21 protein-coding genes are annotated in these 23,192 nt (G+C 35.3%); 15 read left to right on the top strand and 6 right to left on the bottom strand.

Translation table 11 applies throughout. The annotated features are described in order from the left end of the window. Positions 1-43 precede the first annotated feature (43 nt). The 4 genes from ISU00_RS12610 to yidC all read left to right on the top strand — a co-directional run bounded on the left by ISU00_RS12610 (position 44) and on the right by yidC (position 6,306). Positions 44-1,957, top strand: a complete 1,914-nt coding sequence (locus ISU00_RS12610) for a LysM peptidoglycan-binding domain-containing protein (protein WP_228851024.1) — start codon at positions 44-46, stop codon at positions 1,955-1,957. Positions 1,958-1,987: 30 nt separating this feature from the next. Beyond that, a complete protein-coding gene (locus ISU00_RS12615; RefSeq protein ID WP_228851025.1) occupies positions 1,988-2,533 on the top strand; it encodes a DUF922 domain-containing protein in 546 nt (181 codons plus the stop codon). A 174-nt stretch (positions 2,534-2,707) separates the two neighbouring features. Beyond that, on the top strand, positions 2,708-4,351 hold the full coding sequence (locus ISU00_RS12620; RefSeq protein ID WP_228851026.1) for a CTP synthase: 1,644 nt from the start codon (positions 2,708-2,710) through the stop codon (positions 4,349-4,351). Positions 4,352-4,413: 62 nt separating this feature from the next. Continuing rightward, positions 4,414-6,306 carry a membrane protein insertase YidC gene (yidC, locus tag ISU00_RS12625; RefSeq protein ID WP_228851027.1) on the top strand — a complete coding sequence of 631 codons (1,893 nt, stop codon included), beginning with the start codon at positions 4,414-4,416 and terminating at the stop codon, positions 6,304-6,306. Between the two features lie 54 nt (positions 6,307-6,360). Here the strand turns inward: yidC and ISU00_RS12630 are convergent, their stop codons facing one another. Further along, positions 6,361-7,335: a fasciclin domain-containing protein gene (locus ISU00_RS12630; RefSeq protein ID WP_228851028.1), complete on the bottom strand. Its 975-nt coding sequence runs from the start codon at positions 7,333-7,335 to the stop codon at positions 6,361-6,363. A 54-nt stretch (positions 7,336-7,389) separates the two neighbouring features. Here ISU00_RS12630 and ISU00_RS12635 point away from each other — a divergent pair, with 54 nt between their 5' ends. From ISU00_RS12635 to ISU00_RS12665, 7 genes are all read left to right on the top strand, one after another. After that, positions 7,390-8,100 carry a toxin-antitoxin system YwqK family antitoxin gene (locus ISU00_RS12635; RefSeq protein WP_228851029.1) on the top strand — a complete coding sequence of 237 codons (711 nt, stop codon included), beginning with the start codon at positions 7,390-7,392 and terminating at the stop codon, positions 8,098-8,100. Between the two features lie 103 nt (positions 8,101-8,203). Continuing rightward, a complete protein-coding gene (gene mnmA, locus ISU00_RS12640) occupies positions 8,204-9,391 on the top strand; it encodes a tRNA 2-thiouridine(34) synthase MnmA (protein WP_228851030.1) in 1,188 nt (395 codons plus the stop codon). Between the two features lie 27 nt (positions 9,392-9,418). After that, positions 9,419-11,038: a S8 family serine peptidase gene (locus ISU00_RS12645; protein WP_228851031.1), complete on the top strand. Its 1,620-nt coding sequence runs from the start codon at positions 9,419-9,421 to the stop codon at positions 11,036-11,038. Then, positions 11,038-11,994 (top strand): NAD(P)H-dependent flavin oxidoreductase, encoded by a 957-nt coding sequence (locus ISU00_RS12650; RefSeq protein WP_228851032.1) that lies wholly within the window; start codon positions 11,038-11,040, stop codon positions 11,992-11,994. The genes ISU00_RS12645 and ISU00_RS12650 overlap by 1 nt, the downstream gene beginning before the upstream one ends. Before the next feature lie 321 nt (positions 11,995-12,315). Then, positions 12,316-13,695, top strand: a complete 1,380-nt coding sequence (locus ISU00_RS12655) for an MATE family efflux transporter (protein WP_228851033.1) — start codon at positions 12,316-12,318, stop codon at positions 13,693-13,695. A 67-nt stretch (positions 13,696-13,762) separates the two neighbouring features. After that, positions 13,763-13,993 carry a hypothetical protein gene (locus ISU00_RS12660; protein WP_228851034.1) on the top strand — a complete coding sequence of 77 codons (231 nt, stop codon included), beginning with the start codon at positions 13,763-13,765 and terminating at the stop codon, positions 13,991-13,993. Then, positions 13,990-14,565: a phosphatase PAP2 family protein gene (locus ISU00_RS12665; RefSeq protein ID WP_228851035.1), complete on the top strand. Its 576-nt coding sequence runs from the start codon at positions 13,990-13,992 to the stop codon at positions 14,563-14,565. Before ISU00_RS12660 ends, ISU00_RS12665 begins: the two co-directional genes overlap by 4 nt. Here ISU00_RS12665 and ISU00_RS12670 read toward each other — a convergent pair. The 3 genes from ISU00_RS12670 to ISU00_RS12680 are packed head-to-tail and all read right to left on the bottom strand — an operon-like array spanning position 14,552 to position 17,491. Next, positions 14,552-16,162 (bottom strand): ArnT family glycosyltransferase, encoded by a 1,611-nt coding sequence (locus tag ISU00_RS12670; protein ID WP_228851036.1) that lies wholly within the window; start codon positions 16,160-16,162, stop codon positions 14,552-14,554. The genes ISU00_RS12665 and ISU00_RS12670 overlap by 14 nt on opposite strands. Then, positions 16,155-16,778, bottom strand: coding sequence for a lipid-A-disaccharide synthase N-terminal domain-containing protein (locus ISU00_RS12675; protein ID WP_228851037.1), 624 nt, complete (start codon positions 16,776-16,778; stop codon positions 16,155-16,157). Before ISU00_RS12675 ends, ISU00_RS12670 begins: the two co-directional genes overlap by 8 nt. After that, a complete protein-coding gene (locus tag ISU00_RS12680) occupies positions 16,775-17,491 on the bottom strand; it encodes a glycosyltransferase family 2 protein (protein WP_228851038.1) in 717 nt (238 codons plus the stop codon). Before ISU00_RS12680 ends, ISU00_RS12675 begins: the two co-directional genes overlap by 4 nt. Before the next feature lie 150 nt (positions 17,492-17,641). Between ISU00_RS12680 and ISU00_RS12685 the strand changes: the two genes are divergently transcribed. Next, on the top strand, positions 17,642-18,586 hold the full coding sequence (locus tag ISU00_RS12685) for an NAD-dependent epimerase/dehydratase family protein (protein WP_228851039.1): 945 nt from the start codon (positions 17,642-17,644) through the stop codon (positions 18,584-18,586). On the opposite strand, the gene meaB is transcribed toward ISU00_RS12685, so the two are convergent. Further along, positions 18,564-19,649, bottom strand: coding sequence for a methylmalonyl Co-A mutase-associated GTPase MeaB (gene meaB, locus ISU00_RS12690; RefSeq protein ID WP_228851040.1), 1,086 nt, complete (start codon positions 19,647-19,649; stop codon positions 18,564-18,566). The two genes, ISU00_RS12685 and meaB, sit on opposite strands and share 23 nt — an antisense overlap. A gap of 4 nt (positions 19,650-19,653) precedes the next feature. After that, complete coding sequence (locus tag ISU00_RS12695; RefSeq protein ID WP_228851041.1) at positions 19,654-20,232, bottom strand: DUF2911 domain-containing protein; 579 nt, start codon at positions 20,230-20,232, stop codon at positions 19,654-19,656. A 213-nt stretch (positions 20,233-20,445) separates the two neighbouring features. On the opposite strand from ISU00_RS12695, the gene ISU00_RS12700 reads away from it, so the two are divergent. From ISU00_RS12700 to ISU00_RS12710, 3 genes are read left to right on the top strand one after another with little or no spacing between them, the layout of a single operon-like run. Next, positions 20,446-20,994: an RNA polymerase sigma factor gene (locus ISU00_RS12700; RefSeq protein WP_228851042.1), complete on the top strand. Its 549-nt coding sequence runs from the start codon at positions 20,446-20,448 to the stop codon at positions 20,992-20,994. Further along, positions 20,978-21,571: a hypothetical protein gene (locus ISU00_RS12705; protein WP_228851043.1), complete on the top strand. Its 594-nt coding sequence runs from the start codon at positions 20,978-20,980 to the stop codon at positions 21,569-21,571. The genes ISU00_RS12700 and ISU00_RS12705 overlap by 17 nt, the downstream gene beginning before the upstream one ends. A 14-nt stretch (positions 21,572-21,585) precedes the next feature. Further along, positions 21,586-23,166, top strand: a complete 1,581-nt coding sequence (locus ISU00_RS12710) for a hypothetical protein (protein WP_228851044.1) — start codon at positions 21,586-21,588, stop codon at positions 23,164-23,166. The last annotated feature ends 26 nt before the right edge of the window (positions 23,167-23,192 follow it).

Below are 23,192 nucleotides of genomic sequence, written 5' to 3' on the forward strand. Positions count from 1 at the left end.
TGAGTATGCTTAAACCCCAAATTGATTCATAAACCATTATTCAATGAAAAAAATCTTCTTTTTAATCCTATTTCTAGGTCTTATTCATAGCTCCTTATTTGCCCAAAATTATGTTACTCATAGAGTTCAAAAAGGCGAAAACATTGAATCCATTGCAAAAAAATATAGAGTTACACCTTACGATATCTATTTATTGAATCCTGATGCTAAAAAAGGATTGTCTGAGTCGATGATATTGTTAATTCCTACCGAGAAACAAAATACTCCGGTGAAGGAAGTTGAAATTCAAAAAGAGGTTATAGGCTATCGCACCCATAAAGTAAAGCGCAAAGAAACTCTTTATAGTATTGCAAAAGAATATGGGGTTGAAGTTGATGAAATTAAAAAATACAATTCATATCTATATTCAAATAATCTGCGAAAAGGAGATAAGATTAAAATCCCACGTTTTAAACGTGTACTTACGGATGTGCCTTTTGAGGATACCGGTTTTAAAAATTATACGGTTCAACCAAGAGAAGGTAAATGGCGAGTTGCCTATAAATTCGGTATTACTATTCCACAACTTGAGGAATTAAATCCTCAAATGAATGACACCCTTCAACCAGGAGATGTACTGAAAGTTCCTAATCTTGCCACTAACGAAGAAAATATGGTAAATGAACAGTATAATTATTATACGGTTCAGAAGAGTGAAGGCTATATGGCACTGGAGCGAAAATTTGGGGTTACAAAGGAAGAATTGGAAGCCTTAAATCCAGAATTGCTTGAAGACGGACTTAAATTAGGAATGATTTTAAAATTACCTAAAGATGTAACAACAACCCCTGATTTGGAGGATGTTAGAATTACAAAATTGCAATATGGTCTAAATAACTTTGAAACCAAGAAAATTGCGTTGATGCTTCCTTTTAAATTAGATCGTGTTGATACGGATTCGGTTGCTTTGGCCAAATCTGCTATTAGAAATGATGTATTGTTAGGTGTTGCCTTAGATTTTCATACGGGTGTTTTAATAGCTTTAGATTCAGCTAAGCAATTTGGCATTTCCACCCACTTAAAAGTTTTCGATACAAGAAATAGCTCTGCTGGAATTTCAGACATATTATTAAGAAATAATTTTAATGATTATGATGCAGTCATTGGGCCAATGATGGATGCCAATTTCCAAAGAGTTGCTAATGAGCTAAGTAAGGATAATGTTCCTGCAATATCACCCTTAACTATGCCCAAAACTTTAAGGGACAATATGTTTCAAACAGTTCCTTCCAAAGAATTGTTGGAGCAAACCATCATCAATTATTTTAAGAAAGATTCTTCGATAGTTAAGGTGGTAATTATTCATGATGAGGCAAATCAGTCAGTAGCTAACCAACTGCTCTCGGCTTTTCCAGCGGCTAAGGAAATTAAAACAAAAAGGAATAAGGAAGGGAAAGAAATGCTCTACATAGCTGCAGACAATCTAATTGATGTTTTCAGAAATGGAAGGAATTTAGTGTTTTTACAATCCTCTGATGAAGGGTTTATTTCTAATGTTACTAGTATTGTAAATGGTTTCGTGGACGATGAACATGAAATAGTTCTTACAACAACTGACAAAAATTCTGGTTTTGAAGGTGAGAATGTATCCAATGTTCACCTTTCAAATTTAAAGTTTCATTATCCTTCAGTAAACAGATCATTTGATGGTTCTAAAGAAAATAGTTTTATAAGCAAATACCGAAAAATCTATGGTATAGAACCTAATAGGTATGCTATACGTGGTTTTGATTTAACTTTGGATCTGTTGTTGCGTCTTGCCTCAGGTGAAAATTTATACGAAACCGCAGATTCGAGTATTCAGACGGAATATATTGAAAACAAGTTCCGTTACGCGAAAAAAATGTTTGGAGGTTATACGAATGAATCGGTTTATGTCGTTAAGTATGATAATCTTGCCATTGTGCAAGTTGAATAATCATACCTTGGATAAAAACTGAACCTCACCATGTTATTTTTCAGGATTATATTAGGCCTTACATTTCTTTTATGTTCTGTTAATAAAGATAGAGTAATTCCATGGAAGCCGTCCCAAAAGCTAACATGGGCAGATTTTCAGGGGGAGCAAGATGTTCAATCGAAAGCTGCCGCCGTGACCTCTTCAGGTATTACATTTTCATATTCACTTAAACGCCATAACAATAAGATTACAGGTTTCAATGTAATAGTTGAGGCGCATTTTTATCCAGATTACTCTTGGTACAATAAAGATGTAGCCACAAATCATATCTTGTCCCATGAGCAGTTACACTTTGATATTACTGAACTTCATGTGAGGAAGCTTAGACAGCGAATATCTAAATTACCAATAAGTCAAGATGTTAAAAATCAATTAGATGCCCTTCATCAATTGAGTAAACTGGAAATGCAGGAGATGCAATTGTTGTATGATAAACAATCCAAAAATTCAACCAATCGAGAAATGCAACTTTATTGGAATAATTTTATCTCTGAGCGTTTGTACGAATTGGAACGATTCACATCACCAAATTAATTTCCCAAACCACTTATTAATTCAATTATTCTCCTAAAATTATACCAATGCTTCAAAATAATTGGGTTGGTGGGTTTATATGCTAAAAGCGAAAATTTATGGTGAAACTAATAACGAAACTGAGAAAGTTTTTCATTTCTAATTCGTAAATTTGCAGGCGTTTATTAACGCTACATGAGCAATACCACGAAATACGTTTTTGTAACTGGCGGTGTTACCTCTTCTTTAGGAAAAGGAATTATCGCAGCTTCTCTGGCAAAATTATTACAGGCGCAAGGTTATAGAACGACAATCCAAAAATTAGATCCTTATATTAATGTTGATCCGGGCACACTTAATCCATATGAACATGGTGAGTGCTACGTAACGGATGATGGTGCGGAAACGGATTTAGATCTAGGTCATTACGAACGTTTTTTAAACGTGCCTACCAGTCAGAGTAATAATGTTACTACCGGCAGGATTTATCAAAGTGTTATTGAAAAGGAGCGTCGTGGTGAGTTTTTGGGAAAAACGGTTCAAGTAATTCCTCATATTACAGATGAAATTAAAGAACGTATCCAAATTTTAGGCAAATCTGGCGATTATGATATTGTTATAACTGAAATTGGAGGTACTGTTGGTGATATTGAATCTTTACCCTACATAGAGGCAGTTAGGCAACTACGTTGGGATTTGGGTCGTGACAATGCCATTGTTGTTCATTTAACATTAATTCCTTTTTTATCTGCAGCTGGTGAATTAAAAACAAAACCAACCCAACATTCTGTTAAAACTCTTATGGAAAGTGGGGTGCAGGCAGATGTATTGGTATGTAGGACGGAACATGAACTGCCTGAAGATTTGAAACGGAAGTTGGCGCTGTTCTGCAACGTGCAAGAGGAGGCGGTAATTCAATCTATAGATGCGTCCACTATTTATGATGTGCCAAATTTAATGCAGGAACAAGGTTTGGATAAGGTAGTTTTAGAACGTTTGAAATTGCCTGTTTCTGAGCCAGACCTTACCCAATGGAATAATTTTTTGAAGCGACATAAAAATCCAAAAGGAGAGGTAAATATTGGTCTTATTGGTAAATATGTTGAATTACAAGATTCATACAAATCTATCCTTGAAGCTTTTATACATGCTGGTGCAGAGAATGAAGTTACTGTAAATGTCCATAGCATTCATTCTGAATTTCTAACTCCTAACAACGTTAAGAATAAATTGAAGGGATTAGATGGTATTTTGGTTGCTCCCGGTTTTGGCGAACGAGGAATAGAGGGTAAAATTATGGCAATTCGCTATGTTCGAGAAAATGGTATTCCATTTTTAGGAATTTGTTTGGGTATGCAGATGGCAGTTATAGAATTTGCTAGAAATGTACTTCAATATAAAGATGCCAATTCTACTGAAATGAATAAGGATACTCCTTACCCAGTAATAGATTTAATGGAATCCCAAAAATCTATTACTAATATGGGTGGGACCATGCGCCTTGGTGCATGGGAGTGTACTTTAAAACCTGGAAGTAAAGTGGCTAATTTATACGGTTCTGAAACGATAAAAGAACGACATAGACACCGCTATGAATTCAATAATAGCTACAGAAAGGAATTTGAAGCAAAAGGTTTAATACCAACAGGTTTAAATGAGGATACAGATCTTGTGGAAATCGTCGAATTAAATAATCACCCTTGGTTTGTGGGCGTACAATACCACCCAGAATATAAAAGTACTGTTGCCAACCCACACCCATTATTTGTGGCTTTTGTTAAAGCTTCTCTAGAATACCAAAAGAACAAAAAGGGTGTCACTATGGCACAAAATAAATAATGGTTAGAGTTTTGCTAGAGCCATTCAATACTTTAGACTTATTTGTATTTGATTTAGTGTAAATGGAAGAAAAGAAATTTGATTTAAATTCCTTTATTGGTTTTATACTGATTTTTGGAATTTTGGTATATATGTTATACCGCAATCAGCCGACTCCAGAAGAATTGGCAGAACAAGAAAAGCAAAAACAAGAACAAGTAGAGCAAGAAAAGCAGGATACTTCAGCTAATTCTCAGGTTGCAAACTATCGAGATTCTACGAATGTTGTTTCAGACTCCCTAAAATTAGAACAACTTAAAGGTCAGTTAGGGTCATTCGCATATTCAGCAAGTTTGCCATCTGCAAATGATAAACAAACCGTTGTTGAAACCGATTTGTTGAAATTAACCTTCAGCAATAAGGGTGGGTATTTGTCTGAGGTCATGTTGAAGAAATACCACAATTATGATTCAATCCCAATTTACATTATTAAAGATGGGAATGCAGAATTTAATCTAACGTTTGGTACAACGGATAATCGTACACTAAATACGGCTAATCTTTATTTTCAACCAGAGATTACAAATAACGGGGACAATACCATTGTAACCATGAGGTTAAAAGCCAGTGAGCAGCAATACTTGGAATATCGCTATGAGCTACAGCCAGACAATTATATGATGGGCTTTTCAATTAGGTCGCAAGGTCTGAGTAACGTCATCAATGGTAGTCAGGAAATCGATTTAAATTGGGGTATTTCAACCTATAGACATGCAAGGAGTATCTCTTACGAAAATCGTTATACAGAATTAGTATATGAATATGAAGATGGTAAAGATGATTATTTGGGCCAAAGTGAAGTTACAGAAACCACGGAGTCAGATATAACTTATGTTGCTTATAAACAACATTTCTTCACTTCTGTTCTGCTTTCGGAGACACCTTTTAAAACAGGTTATTTGAAATCTGAAAACCTGGTTAAGGATGAAGAAATTGATACTGTGTTCACTAAACGATTTAAGGCCAAACTTCCATTAGAATTACAGGCAGGTGAACTCAATAAACAAATGGATTGGTATTATGGTCCTTCAGATTATAAAATCTTGAATAGTTATGACCGTAACCTTGATGAAATCTTACCGCTTGGTTGGGGTATCTTTGGTTGGATTAACAGATACATATTCATTCCCGTATTTGGATTCCTAAGTTCATTCTTGCCTTATGGTATTGCAATAATTGTACTTACGATTTTGGTAAGAATAATAATGTCTCCGGTAACCTACAAATCTTATTTGTCTCAGGCTAAAATGAAGGTTATAAAGCCAGAAATTGCTGAGATTAATGAGAAATATAAGGACAATGCCATGAAAAAACAGCAAGAAACAATGGCGCTATATGGGAAAGCCGGTGTAAATCCAATGGCCGGTTGCTTGCCTGCATTAATGCAGTTGCCTGTATTTTATGCCTTGTTTCAGTTTTTTCCTTCAGCCTTCGATTTAAGGCAAAAAAGCTTCTTGTGGGCAGATGACTTATCATCTTATGATACTATAGCAAAATTGCCATTCCATATACCATTTTATGGGGATCATGTTAGTTTATTCCCATTATTGGCATCTTTAGCTATTTTCTTTTATATGCGGATGACAACTGGTCAACAAGTGGCGTCACAACCTACACAAGAAGGTATGCCAGATATGGGCAAAATGATGAAGGTTATGATATACATTTCCCCAGTCATGATGCTATTTTTCTTCAACAATTATGCTTCTGGACTTAGTTTATATTATTTTGTTTCCAACTTAATTACAATTGGTATTATGTTGGTGATCAAAAATTATATTATTGACGAAGACAAAATCCATAATAAGATTCAAGAAAATAAGAAGAAGCCCAAGAAACAAAATAAGTTTCAAAGAAAAATGCAAGAAATGATGGAGCAAGCGGAGCAACAGAAAAAAAATCAAAAACGCAAATAAAAAAAACACCCCTCTATTTGGGGTGTTTTTTTTTTCATAGCAATTTTTAAATTATTATAATTCTGGCAGTATTACTTTGTCAATGGCGTGAATAACTCCATTAGAAGTTTGTACATCTACAGCAACTATATTGCTAACTCGATCGTTTGCATCAGTTAGAGTTGCTCCACCAGTAACGTCAGCGGTGATATCACCTCCTAATGTTGTTACTGTCATATTATCCGTCAAACTTGAAGATCGTACGTTGGCATCAGCAACTACATGATAAGTTAAAGTCGATCTTAAAGTAGGCTCATCAATATCTGATAAAGAAGTCAATTCCAGTTCTGTTAGTAAATCGGTGAAAGCAGTATTTATAGGAGCAAAAACCGTAAACTCAGCATTAGGATTAGATAAAATAGATACAAAATCAGTATTAAGGTCGCTTCTTGTTAAGGCATCGACCAATACAGCAAAATTTGGATCGGCTGTTGCGAAGGTCACCACATTAGGCAATCCAATAACGGCATCGACTATATGAATGGTTCCATTTGAAGCCATAACATCAGCAGTGATTACGTCAGACCCACCATTAAAAGTAACGCCTCCGTTTGTGTTGAAGTATAAACTCAAATTATTATTGCCTGGAGAGGCAGTAGATAAAGTGGTAGTATATCCTGCTCCTAGAGTAGCCAAATCACCTGATCTAACTGTGCCAGAAATGACATGATTCAATAAAATCTGGGTTAATGCTTCAATAGGAACGTCATCTAGACTTGCATAGCCATTCGCCGATAAAAAGGCATTGAAAGCATCATTTGTTGGCGCTAACACCGTAAAAGGACCATTACCACTTAACACTGAGACTAAGTTTCCGTCGGCAGCTTGTAAAGCAGCGACCAATGTAGATAATTGTGGAGTATCCAAGGCTACATCTACAATAGTCATAGATTCATTTGAAGCTCCATCGTCATCATCGCTACAGGCTGTTATGGCGGAGGACGCAACAATTAATATGAAAATTTTGAAAGTAAATAATAATTTTTTCATGATTTTTGGGTTAAATGTTTATAGCAATTTATTTCTGTTTAACAAATCTATAAAATGATTAAACAAAATATTCTTTTAGGTACTTTATTTATCAGTATTTTAACAACCTCTTTTTCTCAAACATCTAAAAATCAATTAGATGAAAATAATAGGAGACATGGTTTTTGGACAAAGAATTATGAAAATACGGACCAAGTTCGTTATGAAGGACAATTTGAGCATGGAAAAGAAACAGGGGAATTTAAATTTTACAAGTTAGTTTCGGGCAAAAGTGTTTTAACCGCCACTAAGAATTTTGATTTAAGCACAGGGATTGCTGATGTAGTTTTCTTGGCTTCCGATGGAAAAAAAATAAGCGAAGGAAAAATGAAGGGGAAACTTTATATAGGTGCTTGGGTTTATTACCATAAAGACAACAATAATATAATGACCTCTGAATTATATGATAATGAAGGGAAATTAGAAGGGGAGCGTAAGGTTTTCTATCCTGATGGAAAAATTGCGGAAATTGCGTTATATAAGAATGGGCAGTTGGAGGGTAAAAGCAAGGTATTTGCTGAAAATGGGATTTTGATTAAGGAATTCACATATAAAAATGGTCTGTTACACGGTCCTAGTGCCTTTTATAATGATCAAAAGGAACTTTTGGCTGAAGGTAATTATCGCAATAATCAAAAAACAGGGGTTTGGAAATATTATGAAAATGGCGAATTGAAAGATGAAAAGGACTTTACAGTTTATAGCAAAAATCCCATTAAGCAGTAAGGGCAAATAAAAAGTTTCGACATAAACCAACAGCAACCAAAAAGGGTGCTGTTTTTTATTAGTAATTTTGCCGAAATTTAGTGGCTCTTAGTTATTTATTAAAATGAAACGGGTAATAGTAGGACTTTCTGGAGGAGTAGATTCAAGCGTAGCAGCCTATCTTTTAAAGGAAGAGGGTTACGAAGTTATTGGGCTATTCATGAAAAATTGGCACGATGATTCCGTTACAATTAGTGATGAGTGTCCTTGGTTAGAGGATAGCCATGATGCAATGATGGTGGCCGAAAAACTTGGTATACCATTTCAGACTATAGACCTAAGTGGCCCATATAAAGAGCGTATCGTGGACTATATGTTCAATGAGTACCAAAATGGAAGAACTCCTAATCCGGATGTGCTGTGTAATAGAGAAATTAAATTTGATGTATTTCTTAAAATTGCCATGGATTTGGGGGCTGACTATGTTGCTACTGGCCATTATTGTCGAAATGACAAGACTCAAAAGGAAAATGGTACTGTTTATAGATTGCTTTCTGGTGTAGATAGAAATAAAGATCAATCGTATTTTCTTTGCCAATTGTCTCAAGAACAACTTTCAAAATCTCTTTTTCCAATAGGCCATTTAACCAAACCAGAGGTTAGAGAGATTGCCACCAAATTAAATCTTGTAACCGCTGAAAAAAAAGATTCTCAGGGTTTATGTTTTATAGGTAAAGTTAGACTTCCAGATTTTCTTCAACAAAAGTTGAAACCTATTAAAGGTTCTATTATTGAAATTCCAGATGATTCTGTTAAGTATAGTGGATCTGAAAAAACATTTAATGATAAAGAGAAGGAATTAGCCTATTTATCTTCTAAAATTGATTACGATCTAACTGATGGAATAAAAGTGGGAGAACATCAGGGTGCGCATTTTTTTACTATCGGACAGCGCAAAGGTCTAGCAGTGGGAGGAACACCTGAACCCTTATTTGTAATCGACACAGATGTTGAAACGAATACTATTTATACAGGGCAAGGAAAAAATCACCCTGGTTTGTATAGGAAAGCATTATACGTTAAGGGTCCTGAAGAGCATTGGATTCGTGAGGATCTTCAATTATCAGAGGGTGCCAGTATGGGTGTAATGGCACGGATTCGTTATCGTCAACCACTACAAGCTGCAACCCTGTATAAGACTTTTCATGGTTTATATGTTGAGTTTGAAGAATTGCAATCTGCAATTACTCCCGGACAATTTGTTGCGTGGTATAAAGATGATGAGTTAATAGGATCCGGAGTAATTTCTTAAATTGCCATAAAATCCTAAATCTAATTGTTGAAAAACCTAATTATCTTTTCATTTCTACTTTTGCTTTCCCAGTTTGGCTATGCCCAGGTTGTAGAAGAGGCATGGGTTTATTTTACAGATAAACCAGATGTAGTTAATTCTATTTCAAATCCGAGTTCTATATTAACCCAAAGGGCAATAGATCGTAAGCAACGATTTGGTATTGCAATAGATGAACGAGATGTGCCAGTTAATGAAGCGTATATAAGTAATTTAAAGTTGCAAACTGGTATAGCAGTTATGGCCAAATCTAAATGGATGAATGCTGTACATGTAAGGGGGACTGAGACTAATGTGAACAATTTGTTGAATTTATCCTATGTTGACCATATTGAATTCGCAAAGAATAAAATTAGTTCTGGTAATAGAGTTGGATCCTCGACAAATAAGTTTGATGTTGAAGACACCCAAATTACTTTTGATTATGGTTATGCTGCAAATCAAGTTGAGATGATTGCTCTAGACCAATTGCACGAATTAGATTTTACAGGAACCGGTTTAATAATTGCCGTTCTCGATTCAGGGTTTCCCAATGTGAATACCCTATCTGCCTTTTCAAGATTAAGGAATAATAATGACCTCTTAGGAGGGTATAATTTCGTTAACCGTTCCACAAATTATTATGATAGTACTCTTGATGGTCATGGCATTGCTGTATTAAGTACCATGGCAGCATATATTCAAAATAATTATGTTGGCACAGCTCCAGATGCATCTTATTATCTATTTATAACAGAAGATGTTATTACAGAAACACCTGTGGAAGAAAGTTATTGGGTTGAAGCAGCTGAAAGAGCAGATAGCTTAGGCGTTGATGTAATAAATTCTTCTTTAGGTTATTTTGACTTTGATGATAGTAGGTACGATTATACTCCAAGTGAAATGGACGGTAAAACTGCATTCGTTACTCGTGGAGCTGCAATTGCCGCTGAAAAAGGTATATTAGTTGTTATTTCCGCCGGTAATTCAGGATATGACCTTGCGGGAACAATTACTGCTCCTGCAGATGCAGAAAATGTTTTTTCAATTGGGGCTGTTAATGCAGATGGAACAAGAACTACTTTTAGTTCTGTGGGTTCGTCCAACCAACCATCCATTAAACCGGATGTTATGGCTCAGGGAGGAATTGCCACACTTGTTAATAAAAATGGAAATGTAGTCGGTGGTAATGGAACTTCCTTTAGTTCTCCAATAATAGCTGGTGCAATAGCATGTCTAATGCAAGCTTTTCCAAACTTATCGCCAGATCTTATAAGAGAAAAAATAAGGGAGAGTGGGGATAATGCCGATTCGCCTGATTTCCTATATGGATATGGCATTCCTAATTTCTTTACAGCATTTTCTAATTTGTTATCTACAGAAGTATTCGACAAATCTTTAATAAGGGTTTTTCCTAATCCTGCGCAAGACTTTATTACTCTAGTTGGGTTACATAATTCCACAACAACGTCAATTGATCTGTTTTCAATAACAGGTGAAACCATAATGAAATATAATGTTGATGATTCTGAAGTAAGAATTGATTTATCTAATTTTTCTGTTGGATTATACTTTTTGAAAGTTAAAACTGATTTTGGTGAGAACACTTTTAAAATAGTGAAACATTGATGGGAAATCGTATTTGCTCACTTTTTGATATTCAATATCCTGTAATTCAAGCAGGGATGGTTTGGAATAGTGGTTGGCGACTTGCGTCTGCGGCTAGTAATTCTGGTGTTCTTGGGTTGATTGGTGCAGGTTCCATGTATCCAAATGTTTTACGTGAACATATTCAAAAATGCAAAAAGGCTACCTCTAAACCTTTTGGAGTGAATGTACCAATGTTATATCCAGATATTCAGGAAATTATGGATATAATTGTTGGAGAGGGTGTGAAAATAGTATTTACTTCTGCTGGAAATCCTAAGATTTGGACAAAGTGGTTAAAAGAAAAAGGGATTACGGTTGTTCATGTGGTAAGTAGCGTGAAATTTGCATTAAAGGCACAAGAGGCTGGCGTGGATGCTGTCGTTGCCGAAGGTTTTGAGGCTGGTGGACATAACGGTAGGGAGGAAACTACGACGTTTACGCTTATTCCTATGGTTAAACAGGAAATAGAAATACCATTAATTGCGGCAGGCGGAATTGCCAATGGAAAAGGAATGCTAGCAGCAATGGTTTTGGGAGCTGATGGTGTTCAAATTGGAAGTCGATTTGTAGCCAGTGAGGAATCTTCAGCCCATCAAAAATTCAAACAATTGGTTGTTGATGCGAAAGAAGGAGATACTCAGCTCACTTTAAAAGAACTTGCTCCCGTAAGACTTTTAAAAAATAAATTCTATCAAGAAATTATGGAATTGTATAAATCGAGTCCAACATCCGAGGAATTAAAGGCATTATTAGGCAGGGGAAGGGCCAAAAAAGGTATGTTCGAAGGCGATCTTGAAGATGGTGAACTTGAGATTGGCCAGATTGCTGGTTTAATAAATGATATTCAACCAATAAATGCTATTGTCGACGAGATTATAAATGAGTTTCAGCAAGAGAGGAAAAGTATCCTAAACGGAGAAAAATTCAGATTTTAATTTGATCGCAAAATATATAAAAAGGGAGACGAATCTCCCTTTTATAATTGAAACTCAATAACAAATTAATTTTTAAATCCCTCTAAAATAAATAGCTAAAAAGTTCCCATTTTATCATGAAATCTGATGATATCAGATAGAATTCTCAAGGATTATCACAAATTTATCAATTTCTTATTTTTTTAGACTATTTCTTCGTTCTAACTTATTAACATATAGTTGAATGACATAATAATTGGTTCATTCTATATTGAAACTATATGCCAATTTCATATTTGCCTAGAAAACTTACCTTTGCACCTCTCTTAATTAAAGTCAAGGTTGGTCTTAACACAATATACTAAAGAATTCAAATACAATTGGAGACTTGCCTCCCCAGTAATGTTAGGGATGCTGGGTCACACCTTTGTTAGTTTCGTTGATAATATTATGGTTGGTCAACTCGGAACAGCCGAATTGGCAGCTGTATCCTTGGGTAATTCCTTTATGTTTATAGCAATGTCAATAGGTATTGGGTTTTCAACCGCAATAACACCACTAATTGCAGAGTCTGATGCAGCCGGAAATAAACCTTATGGTAGGAATTTATTTAAACACGGACTTGTTCTCACAACTATTTTGGGGTTACTTCTCTGTACAATGGTTTTGGTTGCTAAGCCGTTAATGCATTTAATGAAACAACCTAAGGAAGTTGTTCAATTAGCTATACCATATTTAAATATTGTTGCAGTTTCATTGATATTTTTGGTCATTTTCCAAGGATTCAAGCAGTTTAGTGATGGACTTTCCTTAACCAAGCCGCCTATGTTTGCTACTCTATTAGCCAACGTAATTAATATCATCTTAAATTATGTTTTAATTTTTGGAAAATTTGGATTTCCAGAAATGGGAATCGTAGGGGCTGGTATAGGGACTTTAATTTCGAGGATAATAATGGTGATGTATTTATGGTTGTTATTGGATAGATATCAAAAATCTAAATACTACGTTGAAAAACTTCGGCATTTTAATTTTGATAAGGGCATAACCAAAAAATTGATAAATCTGGGCACCCCCTCATCAATGCAGATGTTCTTTGAAGTTGCCATTTTTACGGCGGCTATATGGTTGAGTGGTTTGCTTGGTAAAAATCCACAAGCAGCCAACCAAATTGCATTAAACCTTTCAAGTATGACTTTTATGGTTGCGACAGGTTTAAGTGTTGCTGCAATGGTTAGGGTTGGAAATCAAAAGGGACTAAGGGATTATCCAGAGTTGAGACGAATTGCTTTTTCATTATTTCTTATGGGTCTTCTTTTTGCAATTGTTTTTGCTCTCATTTTCTATTTAGGGCATAATATTTTACCGCATTTGTATTTGGATATGAAAGACGTGGCGAATCAATCAGATAATATGGAGGTAATAGCGATAGCATCTAACCTACTTATTGCTGCAGCTATTTTTCAAATAAGTGATAGTTTGCAGGTTATAGGGTTAGGTGCGCTAAGAGGTCTACAAGATGTAAAAATTCCAACTATAATTACCTTTATAAGTTATTGGATAATAGGTTTTCCTATAAGCTTCTATTTTGGTAAAGAAGACCGTTTTGGGAGTTTTGGTATCTGGATGGGTCTATTGGCCGGATTAACCGCTGCAGCAATTTTATTATTCATTAGGTTTAATAAATTGTCCAATAACCTGAAAACCCAACAATCTATCTAAATGAGGTTTTTCGACATAGCAGACAATGTTAATTATCTATCTTTGTTTTAATATATAGCTTCAAAAAATGGAATTGCCAAAATTTTTAATGGGGGATAATACCGACTTTCCAAATGCCATTTTTATCATTCATACCGATTATCCTCGTTTTATCATTAATTTGGAAAATGATGAAGTTGAGTGGTTAGAGGAATTTGATGCACAGGATAAGCGAGATTTGGAGGATGAAATGCCCAATTTAATTCAAGCTGCCTCAGAATTTTATGACAGGGAAATTAATAGATACGATCTTGAATGATTGAAAAATTGTTGGAATTCGATACAGAGCTTTTCATTTATTTGAACAACCTGGGTTCCACAAATTGGGATGCCTTCTGGATGGCATATACCAGTAAATTTAATTGGATTCCACTTTATGCCATTTTACTGTATCTTCTTTATAAGCAGTTAGGACTTAAGCCGCTTTTGGTAACCATCGTTGTGGTTGCTGCGATGGTATTATTTACAGATCAAATAACAAATCTATTTAAGCATGGATTGCAACGGCCAAGGCCTTGTCAGTTAGATGAATTAGCAGATAAAATAAGACTAGTGAAGAGTAGTTGTGGAGGTCGATATGGGTATTTCTCAGGACACGCTTCTAATTCAATGGCTCTTGCCGTATTTATAGGTTTTATGCTCCGCTATAGATTTAAATATTTAAAGTGGATACTTATTGTTTGGGCATTTTTAATGGCCTATAGTAGAGTTTATATAGGAGTTCATTATCCCTTGGATATTCTTAGTGGTATGATTTTCGGTGCCATGTGTGGATATGGTTTTTACAAACTCAATCTATATCTTATCAAAAAATTTGTTAGCGTAGGCTAATCTTATATAAGGCAGCTTTAAGCCTTTTCTTATAGGTTGAGCTGGAAGAATCTGTCGTTTGATTAAAGTCAAAAGTTTCCAATAATTTCATATTGAAGGTTTTAGAAATGAAATCTTTTTCAATATCATTTCTATATTCGGAAATAATCAATACCTCTTTATTCGATAAATTTTTAGTATCTAAAGCAGGTAATTTCTTTCCATAATACCATATAAACTCAGGCGAAAGAGGGGGTAAGCCATAGATGTTTTCATCAGACTCATTTAAGTTTCTAAACGATTCCTTAGCCTTTGCAATATTGGTGTCTTCACTTTTTAAAATTAGGGGCGCTGTTGAAGCTATCGCCATTAGAAAAACTATACTTAATAACGTAAGTTGTTTCACATTGAATTTTACAAGATAGAGCGCAGATACACTACCAATTGCCAATACAATTACTGATGTAAATATTAACCAATAATTATCAATATGAAGCTCAGAATTAATAAACCAAATTGCTATTGGTAAAACAAGGGCTAAAATTGTTATAAGACCAAAATGAAGGTAGATAGGTAATTTTTCCAATCTATTTAATTTCTTTCCATGGTCTATTGCATATTGTATGTAATTGCTGATTGTTAAGCTTAAAGGGATTAAAACCGGCATTAGGTAACGCGATTTTTTCTCTGGAATTACGGAAAGGAATATTACCGCTAATATGGTCCACCACCAGACAAATTTATAATATTTGGTATGTTTTACTTTGTTTTTCAAATGGGGGTACAATAAACTCATTAGTGCTGGTATGGTCCACAATCCACTTTGTGTGAAAAAGCTCCAGTAATAATAAAATGGACGCACGTTATAGGAAGACCAATTGGAGGTTTCTTTACTTGCGATGGCCTCAATCGTAAAAGGGTCTTCCAATCTTACATACAAGTACCACAAACTTCCGAAGGCTAATCCTAAAAGCATTAGTAGGAAGAATATCAAAATTCTTTTCTTTATGAAATCTCCGCCATAATTAATTATTAGGCTAATTAAAAAAGGCAGCAATAATGCATAGTATGGGATTGGACCTTTACTCAAAAATGCCCCTGCCGCAAAAAGAATAACTCCCAATATAGCCGCTACACGAAGATCTGTGGATTGAATAAAGACTAATCCAAAATAAAGGGATATTGTCATAAATGTGTGCGCATAAATATCCCAAGGGGCTTCTATAACTATAGCCAATACATAAAAAGACGTAACTGTTATTATTGAACCTAACAGGCTTAATCTGTAATCTTTAGTTAATAAAAAGGAGATCTTGTTACAGAAAATGCCAAGTAAAATAACCATTAAAAGGGCTGGCAATCGCATTGCAAAAGAAGTTATACCAAATATTGAGGCTGAGATAGCACTAAACATGGTTGGCAGAGGAGGTTTTTCATATCGTGCCTCACCGTTCATTGTAGTTAAAAGCCAATTCCCATCCGTTAACATTTCACGAGCTGTCACAAAATTTCTGGCTTCCATGATGCTCACTGGGAGAGTTGCCGACGCACCAAGGCCAATTACTAATACAATAATTGCTATAGTAAGTTTTGGATGGTATTTAAATAACCTAATCATCAGTCCTCCTTGAAATAATTATGTTCCTGGCATAAATAAAAGAACCTAAGCCATGGCCTAAAAATAAGACAGGATCTTTCCTGAATATGGCATAAAGCAAAATTAAACTAGAACCCAGCAGACTCAATATCCAAAAACCAAGCGGCAAATGGGATTCCTTTTTACGCTCAGAATGTGCCCATTGGTAAATAAATCGAAAGGTGAAAATAATCTGTGAAACGATACCTAAAATTAGAAGCCATAAAGGAATTTTTTCATTTTTGAATAGTAATTCAACATCAATCGAATTATTATTGAAATAGAAAATGCCAATAAATACTGGGACTAAAAAGAGAAGAACCCTAACAAGTCTTGGTATTTTTTGCCACTGTCCCTGTAATTGTAGATTTCTTATGTAAATGAAATAGGTCAAACCTTGACCTAGCATAATGGCAAAATCGTTTCTAAAATAGCCATATATAAATAGTAGGAAGGAAGCAACTAAACTTAAAACCCAAAACAGAGATGGTGTGACAACCTTTTTTTGTTTCTCCGAAGAAATCCATTGTACGATAAGCCGTGAAGAAAATAATATCTGCGCCAAAAAGCCAATACCGAATATTATGGCGTCACTCATAGGCTTTTATCTCCCACATTATAATTTATGTATTTCTTTTTCATCCAGAGAAAGGCAAAACAATCGATAAGGGGTCCTAAAAGTCTATTCCATAAACCAAATTTTGCCTTGCCAGCAATACGAGGATAATGCCTTACCGGAACTTGTATGATTTTTCCATTTTGTAACATTACCATGGCAGGCAAAAAACGATGTAATCCTTTAAACATGGGTATTTTCTTCGCAACGTCTGTTTTTATAATTTTTAAAGGGCAACCCGTGTCATCCATTCCATCGTGCGTGAAGGCTCTGCGAATACCGTTTGCTATTTTTGAGGATATATTTTTGGTAAAACTATCTTTTCGATCCGTACGATTACCTGTAACCAAATCGTGAGTGCCAATATGTTCCAAAAGTAAATTGAAATCTTCAGGATTGGTTTGCAAGTCTGAATCTATATATCCAGTTAAGGAGGTGTTTGAATAATCGAACCCTGCTTTTATTGCAGCACTTAATCCTCTATTTTCTTTGAATGAAATGAACTTAAACCTTGAATCTCTTTGGTTTATAGCCTTAATTAATTCTAAGCTTTTGTCTTTAGAGCCATCATTTACCAATAAAACAAAAGTCTTTATAGGTGCATTGTCTATATAGTTTTTTAATTCAGTTTCAACTCTCTTAAGATTTGCTTCCTCGTTGTAAACCGGTACAACTATGGTTAGTTGGTGTTCCATGAATGCCTTTATGCAAGTACAAATGTATTCTTTTTATCTTAAGACAGACTTTATGAATTCTAAAGAAATGTTGTTTCTTTGTGGTTTAATTAATGAACTTCTTTAAGGTCGACAGTTGTTGAACTTATCTTAGGTTATTAAATTCTTCAGATGAATATTCTTGTTACCGGTGCGGCTGGATTTATTGGATCACACACAGCTGAAAGATTGCGACAATTAGGTCATAACGTAATAGGTTTAGACAATTTCAATAACTATTATTCTATAGAATTGAAACGATTAAATGCCAAATCTATAGAAGACGCTGGTGTAGAAATATATGAGGCAGATTTGAGGGACCCTGATTTTGGAAAAAATTTGACGAAGGATATTGATTATATTTTTCATTTTGCTGCCCAACCTGGTATCTCTTCTACATCATCCTTTGAGGATTATTTTTCCAACAACTTTATTGCTACCAAAAATCTCATTGATTTCGGATTAAACTGTACGGATTTAAAAATGTTCGTTAATATAGGTACTTCCTCAATTTATGGTCTTGAAGCTACAAGTCCAGAAAATGTAGCCCCGAAACCCGCATCATTTTATGGGGTAACAAAATTGGCAGCAGAGCAATTGGTCCTTCAAAAGAGTAGGGAAAAGCAAATGAAAGCTTGTTCTTTACGTCTATATTCAGTAATAGGTCCACGGGAGAGGCCTGAAAAAATGTATACCAAATTAATTGATTTGGGCCTAAAAGGTGAACCATTTCCATTGTTTGAAGGTAGTGACAGCCATTTACGAAGTTTTACTTATGTAGGTGATATTGTGGATGGCGTTGTATCTGTAATAGGTAAGGAAGATGAAATTGACGGGGAAATCTTTAACATAGGTACAGAAGTTGAACATACAACTCAAGAAGGGATTGAAGCCGTTGAACAAGTATTAGGCAAATCCATTGAAATTAAAGTCGTTCCTAAACGAGCTGGAGACCAATTGAGAACAAAGGCTAATATTGATAAGGCTCGAAAGATTTTAAATTATAATCCTCAAACAAGCTTAATTGAAGCTGTTGAGGCACAGGTGGAATGGTTTAAGACAAATTTTGTAGACTAAGTAAATAGTCTGCAGCTTCAAAGGCTGTTATTTTTCCTTCCTTTAGTAAAGATTTTTGTTGTTTAAAGGCTTCCTTAATAACTGGGCTTTCATAAAACTTATCATAAAGGTGTTGTTCAACAGTATGTTTTAACCAAAATAGTTGTTGCTGAAATCGCTTTTCTTGGAAAAAACCTGATTTCTTAACATGTTCAACATAATCTGAAATTACCTTATCGATTTCGGAAATGCCTTCATTATTTATGGCACTTGCCAATAGAACTTCAGTTATAAAATTACTTTCTTTTGCCGGAAGAAGATGCATGGCCCTTTTAAATTCGGTTTGGGCTAATTTGGCTCTCTTTAAGTTATCACCATCAGCTTTATTGATTACTATTAGATCAGCCATTTCCATTATTCCCCGTTTAATGCCTTGGAGCTCATCTCCTGCATTGGATAATTTTAATAGCAAAAAGAAATCCACCATACTATGAACCATAGTTTCGCTTTGTCCAACGCCAACGGTTTCAATGATTAGATAATCAAATCCAGCAGCTTCACATAACAAAATTGTTTCTCTGGTTTTTCTTGCAACTCCTCCGAGTGCAGTTCCAGCCGCTGTTGGTCTTACAAATACATTATCCCTTTTTACAAGGGTCTCCATTCGGGTTTTATCGCCCAAAATACTTCCTTTGCTAATAGAACTGCTAGGGTCTACCGCCAATACAGCGACTTTTTTGCCATTATCAACCAAAAAGTTACCATAACTTTCTATAAAGGTACTTTTACCAACTCCAGGAACTCCAGTAATTCCTATCCGAATAGATTGGCCAGTTTTAGGCAAACATCTATTAACAATAAGTTTAGCGGATTCCTTATCTTTTGGATTACTGCTTTCAACCAAAGTAATGGCCTTACTCAGGGCAGTAATGTTTCCTTCAAATAATTGTTTGGTTAGTTGTTCGACTGAACTTTTGGTTTTTCTTTTTGCCTTTAAAGATTTAGCGAGAAGCGCATTAATTTCTTGGGGATCTTCAATTCCTTCTACTTCATCAATGGCCGATGTTCGCTTTTTTTTGGACACTAGTTTAATCTAAAAGAGGGTCTTTTAAAACATCCAATGGCACTTCAATTTTTGTGGTTTCCCAAGCCATTGTCATTTTAATATTCCCTGTAGTATTGTTAAAGCCTATAGTAAATTGTTCCACTTCAGTATCTATTTGCTCGGAAGGAACTGTAACATTAAGATAATCAAATTCTGGTTCACGCATTGGGTTCATGTGCTCATCCACTCCCCAAGGATATTGTTTGGTGTTAAAAATAACCTGCCAGGTAGAATCTGTGGGAACTGTCCATAATGTATATTCGCCAGCCGGCAATTCATAATTCTTAATTATAAGATTTTTATTGGTAGAAAAGGTAGTTGCCTCATTCGCTCCAGTTCTCCAAACCTCTCCATACGGGACTAATCCTCCAAATATTAATCGGTCTCGTTTATAGGGCCGGTTATAAAAAACCGTTAATTTTAAATCATTTAATTTATATTCAACCGTATCCTTGGGACTTAATCTCCTATCAAAAATATTCTCGACGAAGTAATTATATAGAAATAATCCAACTGCAACAAAAATCAAAAAGATTAATACACCTCTCAAGAATTTATTCATTTCCTATTGTTTAAATTTAATGGTTGTGAAGTGTATAACACCTCATAATTTCAAGCCGTAAAGATACATTTTATGTTTTACCGCTAAATGAGCTTAACGCGAATTTCAACAAAATCTGATAAAATCATATTTTTTTTGAAATTTTTGCCACACTGCCAAAAGTGCATCGTCTTTATAGTGAACTAAACCAAGAACCAAAAGAACCGCTAGCGAATGCTTCAGCCTGACATAATCGAAAGGTGCAAGAATAATGATCGTACAGCTCAAATGAATTTGTACCGTCAATATTGTAACGGAATGTATTTAGTGGCTATGCGCTTTGTAAAGGATAGTATGGAGGCAGAAGATGTTGTTCAGGAATCATTTATAAAGGCATTTGCAAAAATCGATCAATTCGAAGCTGAGGTGTCTTTTGGGGCTTGGTTGAAACGTATCGTTATCAATAAATGTATCGACCAGCTGAAGGCTCGTAAAAAACAGTTGCTAGAGCTCAGCGAAATTCACCTGAAGGTAGTTGATGATTATGAGGACGAATGGTTTGTTGACGATTGCATAACCATTGAGGATGTTAAGGAGGTAATTGACGAGTTACCGGAAAAATATCGAATGGTTTTGATGCTTTATCTCATCGAAGGGTATGACCATCAAGAAATTTCTGAAATACTAAATATTACAGAAGTAGCTTCAAGGACACAGCTTTCAAGAGGGAAAATTAAATTACAGGAACGTTTAAAAGAGATTAAACATGTCAAAGGATATTAGAGAAATGTTCAAGAATTCCAAACTGGAAGATCAGCAGATTAAAATGCCGGTTGGCCATGAGGAGCGATTTTTACAACGGTTAAATGACTTTCAACCTAAAGTTAAGAAGTTGCAATCATGGATGTGGTTAAAAATTGCAGCATCACTAATAGTGTTTTTAGGGATTGGATATTTTGCAATTAATGAATTTGGCAATAATTCCAATGTGGATGCAAGTCCGGCCAACCAGGTGGTGGATGCTAAAAATACTGATGATGACAACCTTAAAACTTTAGGAGATGTCTCTCCAGACCTAAAGAAAGTCGAAGATTATTATATGGCCGCTATTAACACTGAGTTGTCCGGTATGAAAATGAACAATGAGAACAAGGATCTCATTGACGGCTACCTAAAGAGGCTGGAAGAATTGAATAAGGAATATACTAATCTCAACAAAGAACTTACAGAGAACGGTCCTAACGAATTAACGGTTAATGCCCTTATAGATAACCTAAAACTCCGTTTGAATTTACTTTTAAGATTAAGGGAACAGCTTAAAAGTTTAGGAATTACAGACGAAACTGAATCAATTAGTTAAAACGAACAGAACCAATGAAAACAATTAAATCAATAAGATTATTAACCTTAACCATGCTTTTTGCAAGTATTGCTACCATGTCCTTGGCACAGGAGAAGATCAATAAGGTCTCGCAGAGCATTAAGGTGAATAGCGACGTTGTTATCGATCTCAACACTAACTATGTGCAAATTGAGGTGGATACCTGGAACCGTAATACGGTTGAAATTGAAGCTTTTGTTGAAAGTGAAAAGCTTTCCAAGGAAGAATTGAAAGAAGTAATTGATAATTGGAATTTAGACATTGACGGATCCTCGTCTAATGTTTCCATTACTTCTAAAGGAAATATAGGTGGCTGGGATATGAGGGAATTGCATTTTGACGGAGAATCCATGAGAGCCCTGAGAGAATTAGAATTAGGTCTAATTGATTTACCGGATATTCCTCAAATACCAGATTTGCCAGAAATGCCAGAATTGCCAAAGCGGATGATGGAAATGCCAGAAATGCCGGAGATGCCAGAAATGCCTGAGCTACCTGAGCTCCCAGAAGGGGTACATAATGTTAATTTCGACTACGATGCCTATGAGAAGGAGGGTGAGGCTTATTTAAATAAATGGAGTGCTGAGTTTGAAAAGAAATATGGCAAAGAGTACAAGGAAAAAATGAAAGCATGGGCTAAAAAATTTGCCCAATCAGACTGGAAAGATTACGAAAAGCGTATGGAAGCATGGGGTGAAGCCTTTGGTGCCAAATTTGGCAAGGAATATGAAATGGAAATGGAAGCTTGGGGCAAAAAGTTTGGAGAAACTTGGGGTAAGGAATACGAAAAGCGTATGGAAGCTTGGGAAAAGCGATATGGTAAGGAAATGGAAGAACGTTCCAAGCGTCTAGAAGAAAGAGCCAAAGTGATTGAAGAAAGAATGAAAGAGCGTGAGAAAGTTATGGTTGAACGTCAAGAGCGTTTGTCGGAGCGACAGGCAGATATGGCCAAAATGAGGGCTGATAGAGCGAGAGCCCGAGAATTAGGTAAACAAGATGTAATTAAGACCATTAAAATTAAGATGCCTAAAAATGGAAAACTGAAAATGAATGTAAGGCATGGGGAACTTAAGTTATCTTCGATTATCAACGATTTAAAGGCTGATATTTCATATGCCACACTTATAGCAGATCACATTGATGGAAGCAAGACTTCCATCAATGTGTCTTATTCTCCCGTTATTATTTCTAATTGGGAGCAGGGTGAATTAAAATTGAACTATGTTGAGAAGGCAAAAATTGATGACGTTACTCATTTGGTGTTATCCTCTAATTCTTCAAATATTGGTATCGGAACTATTCGGAGTAATGCAATTATAGAAGGAACTTTTGGGGACTTAAATATTAATACAATTGCCGATAATTTTAAAAATATCAACATCATTCTAGAAAATAGTGATGCTGTTATCAATTTGCCATCAACTACCTACCAATTTCAATATAAAGGAACCAAATCCCGATTTAGCCACCCCAAATCTATAGATGAACGTGCAACCTCCTTTTCTACTGGTGAAATTTCTTCCGGAAAAACCTTGGTGATCAACTCCAAATTTAGTCACGTTATCACCCAATAGTTTGCTATTTTTGGTTCCATCCAAGA

The organism is Aegicerativicinus sediminis, from assembly GCF_015476115.1.
GTDB classification, from domain to species: domain Bacteria; phylum Bacteroidota; class Bacteroidia; order Flavobacteriales; family Flavobacteriaceae; genus Aegicerativicinus; species Aegicerativicinus sediminis.

What these genes read in the sequence shown, in the direction of transcription:
- ISU00_RS12635 (WP_228851029.1), top strand. Translation starts at nt 7,390, where the DNA reads ATGATTAAACAAAATATTCTTTTAGGTACTTTATTTATCAGTATTTTA.
- ISU00_RS12685 (WP_228851039.1), top strand. Translation starts at nt 17,642, where the DNA reads ATGAATATTCTTGTTACCGGTGCGGCTGGATTTATTGGATCACACACA.
- ISU00_RS12695 (WP_228851041.1), bottom strand. Translation starts at nt 20,232, where the DNA reads ATGAATAAATTCTTGAGAGGTGTATTAATCTTTTTGATTTTTGTTGCA.
- ISU00_RS12650 (WP_228851032.1), top strand. Translation starts at nt 11,038, where the DNA reads ATGGGAAATCGTATTTGCTCACTTTTTGATATTCAATATCCTGTAATT.
- ISU00_RS12680 (WP_228851038.1), bottom strand. Translation starts at nt 17,491, where the DNA reads ATGGAACACCAACTAACCATAGTTGTACCGGTTTACAACGAGGAAGCA.
- ISU00_RS12675 (WP_228851037.1), bottom strand. Translation starts at nt 16,778, where the DNA reads ATGAGTGACGCCATAATATTCGGTATTGGCTTTTTGGCGCAGATATTA.
- ISU00_RS12630 (WP_228851028.1), bottom strand. Translation starts at nt 7,335, where the DNA reads ATGAAAAAATTATTATTTACTTTCAAAATTTTCATATTAATTGTTGCG.
- ISU00_RS12705 (WP_228851043.1), top strand. Translation starts at nt 20,978, where the DNA reads ATGTCAAAGGATATTAGAGAAATGTTCAAGAATTCCAAACTGGAAGAT.
- ISU00_RS12615 (WP_228851025.1), top strand. Translation starts at nt 1,988, where the DNA reads ATGTTATTTTTCAGGATTATATTAGGCCTTACATTTCTTTTATGTTCT.
- ISU00_RS12710 (WP_228851044.1), top strand. Translation starts at nt 21,586, where the DNA reads ATGAAAACAATTAAATCAATAAGATTATTAACCTTAACCATGCTTTTT.
- ISU00_RS12620 (WP_228851026.1), top strand. Translation starts at nt 2,708, where the DNA reads ATGAGCAATACCACGAAATACGTTTTTGTAACTGGCGGTGTTACCTCT.
- ISU00_RS12665 (WP_228851035.1), top strand. Translation starts at nt 13,990, where the DNA reads ATGATTGAAAAATTGTTGGAATTCGATACAGAGCTTTTCATTTATTTG.
- ISU00_RS12660 (WP_228851034.1), top strand. Translation starts at nt 13,763, where the DNA reads ATGGAATTGCCAAAATTTTTAATGGGGGATAATACCGACTTTCCAAAT.
- ISU00_RS12700 (WP_228851042.1), top strand. Translation starts at nt 20,446, where the DNA reads ATGCTTCAGCCTGACATAATCGAAAGGTGCAAGAATAATGATCGTACA.
- yidC (WP_228851027.1), top strand. Translation starts at nt 4,414, where the DNA reads ATGGAAGAAAAGAAATTTGATTTAAATTCCTTTATTGGTTTTATACTG.
- ISU00_RS12670 (WP_228851036.1), bottom strand. Translation starts at nt 16,162, where the DNA reads ATGATTAGGTTATTTAAATACCATCCAAAACTTACTATAGCAATTATT.
- ISU00_RS12610 (WP_228851024.1), top strand. Translation starts at nt 44, where the DNA reads ATGAAAAAAATCTTCTTTTTAATCCTATTTCTAGGTCTTATTCATAGC.
- mnmA (WP_228851030.1), top strand. Translation starts at nt 8,204, where the DNA reads ATGAAACGGGTAATAGTAGGACTTTCTGGAGGAGTAGATTCAAGCGTA.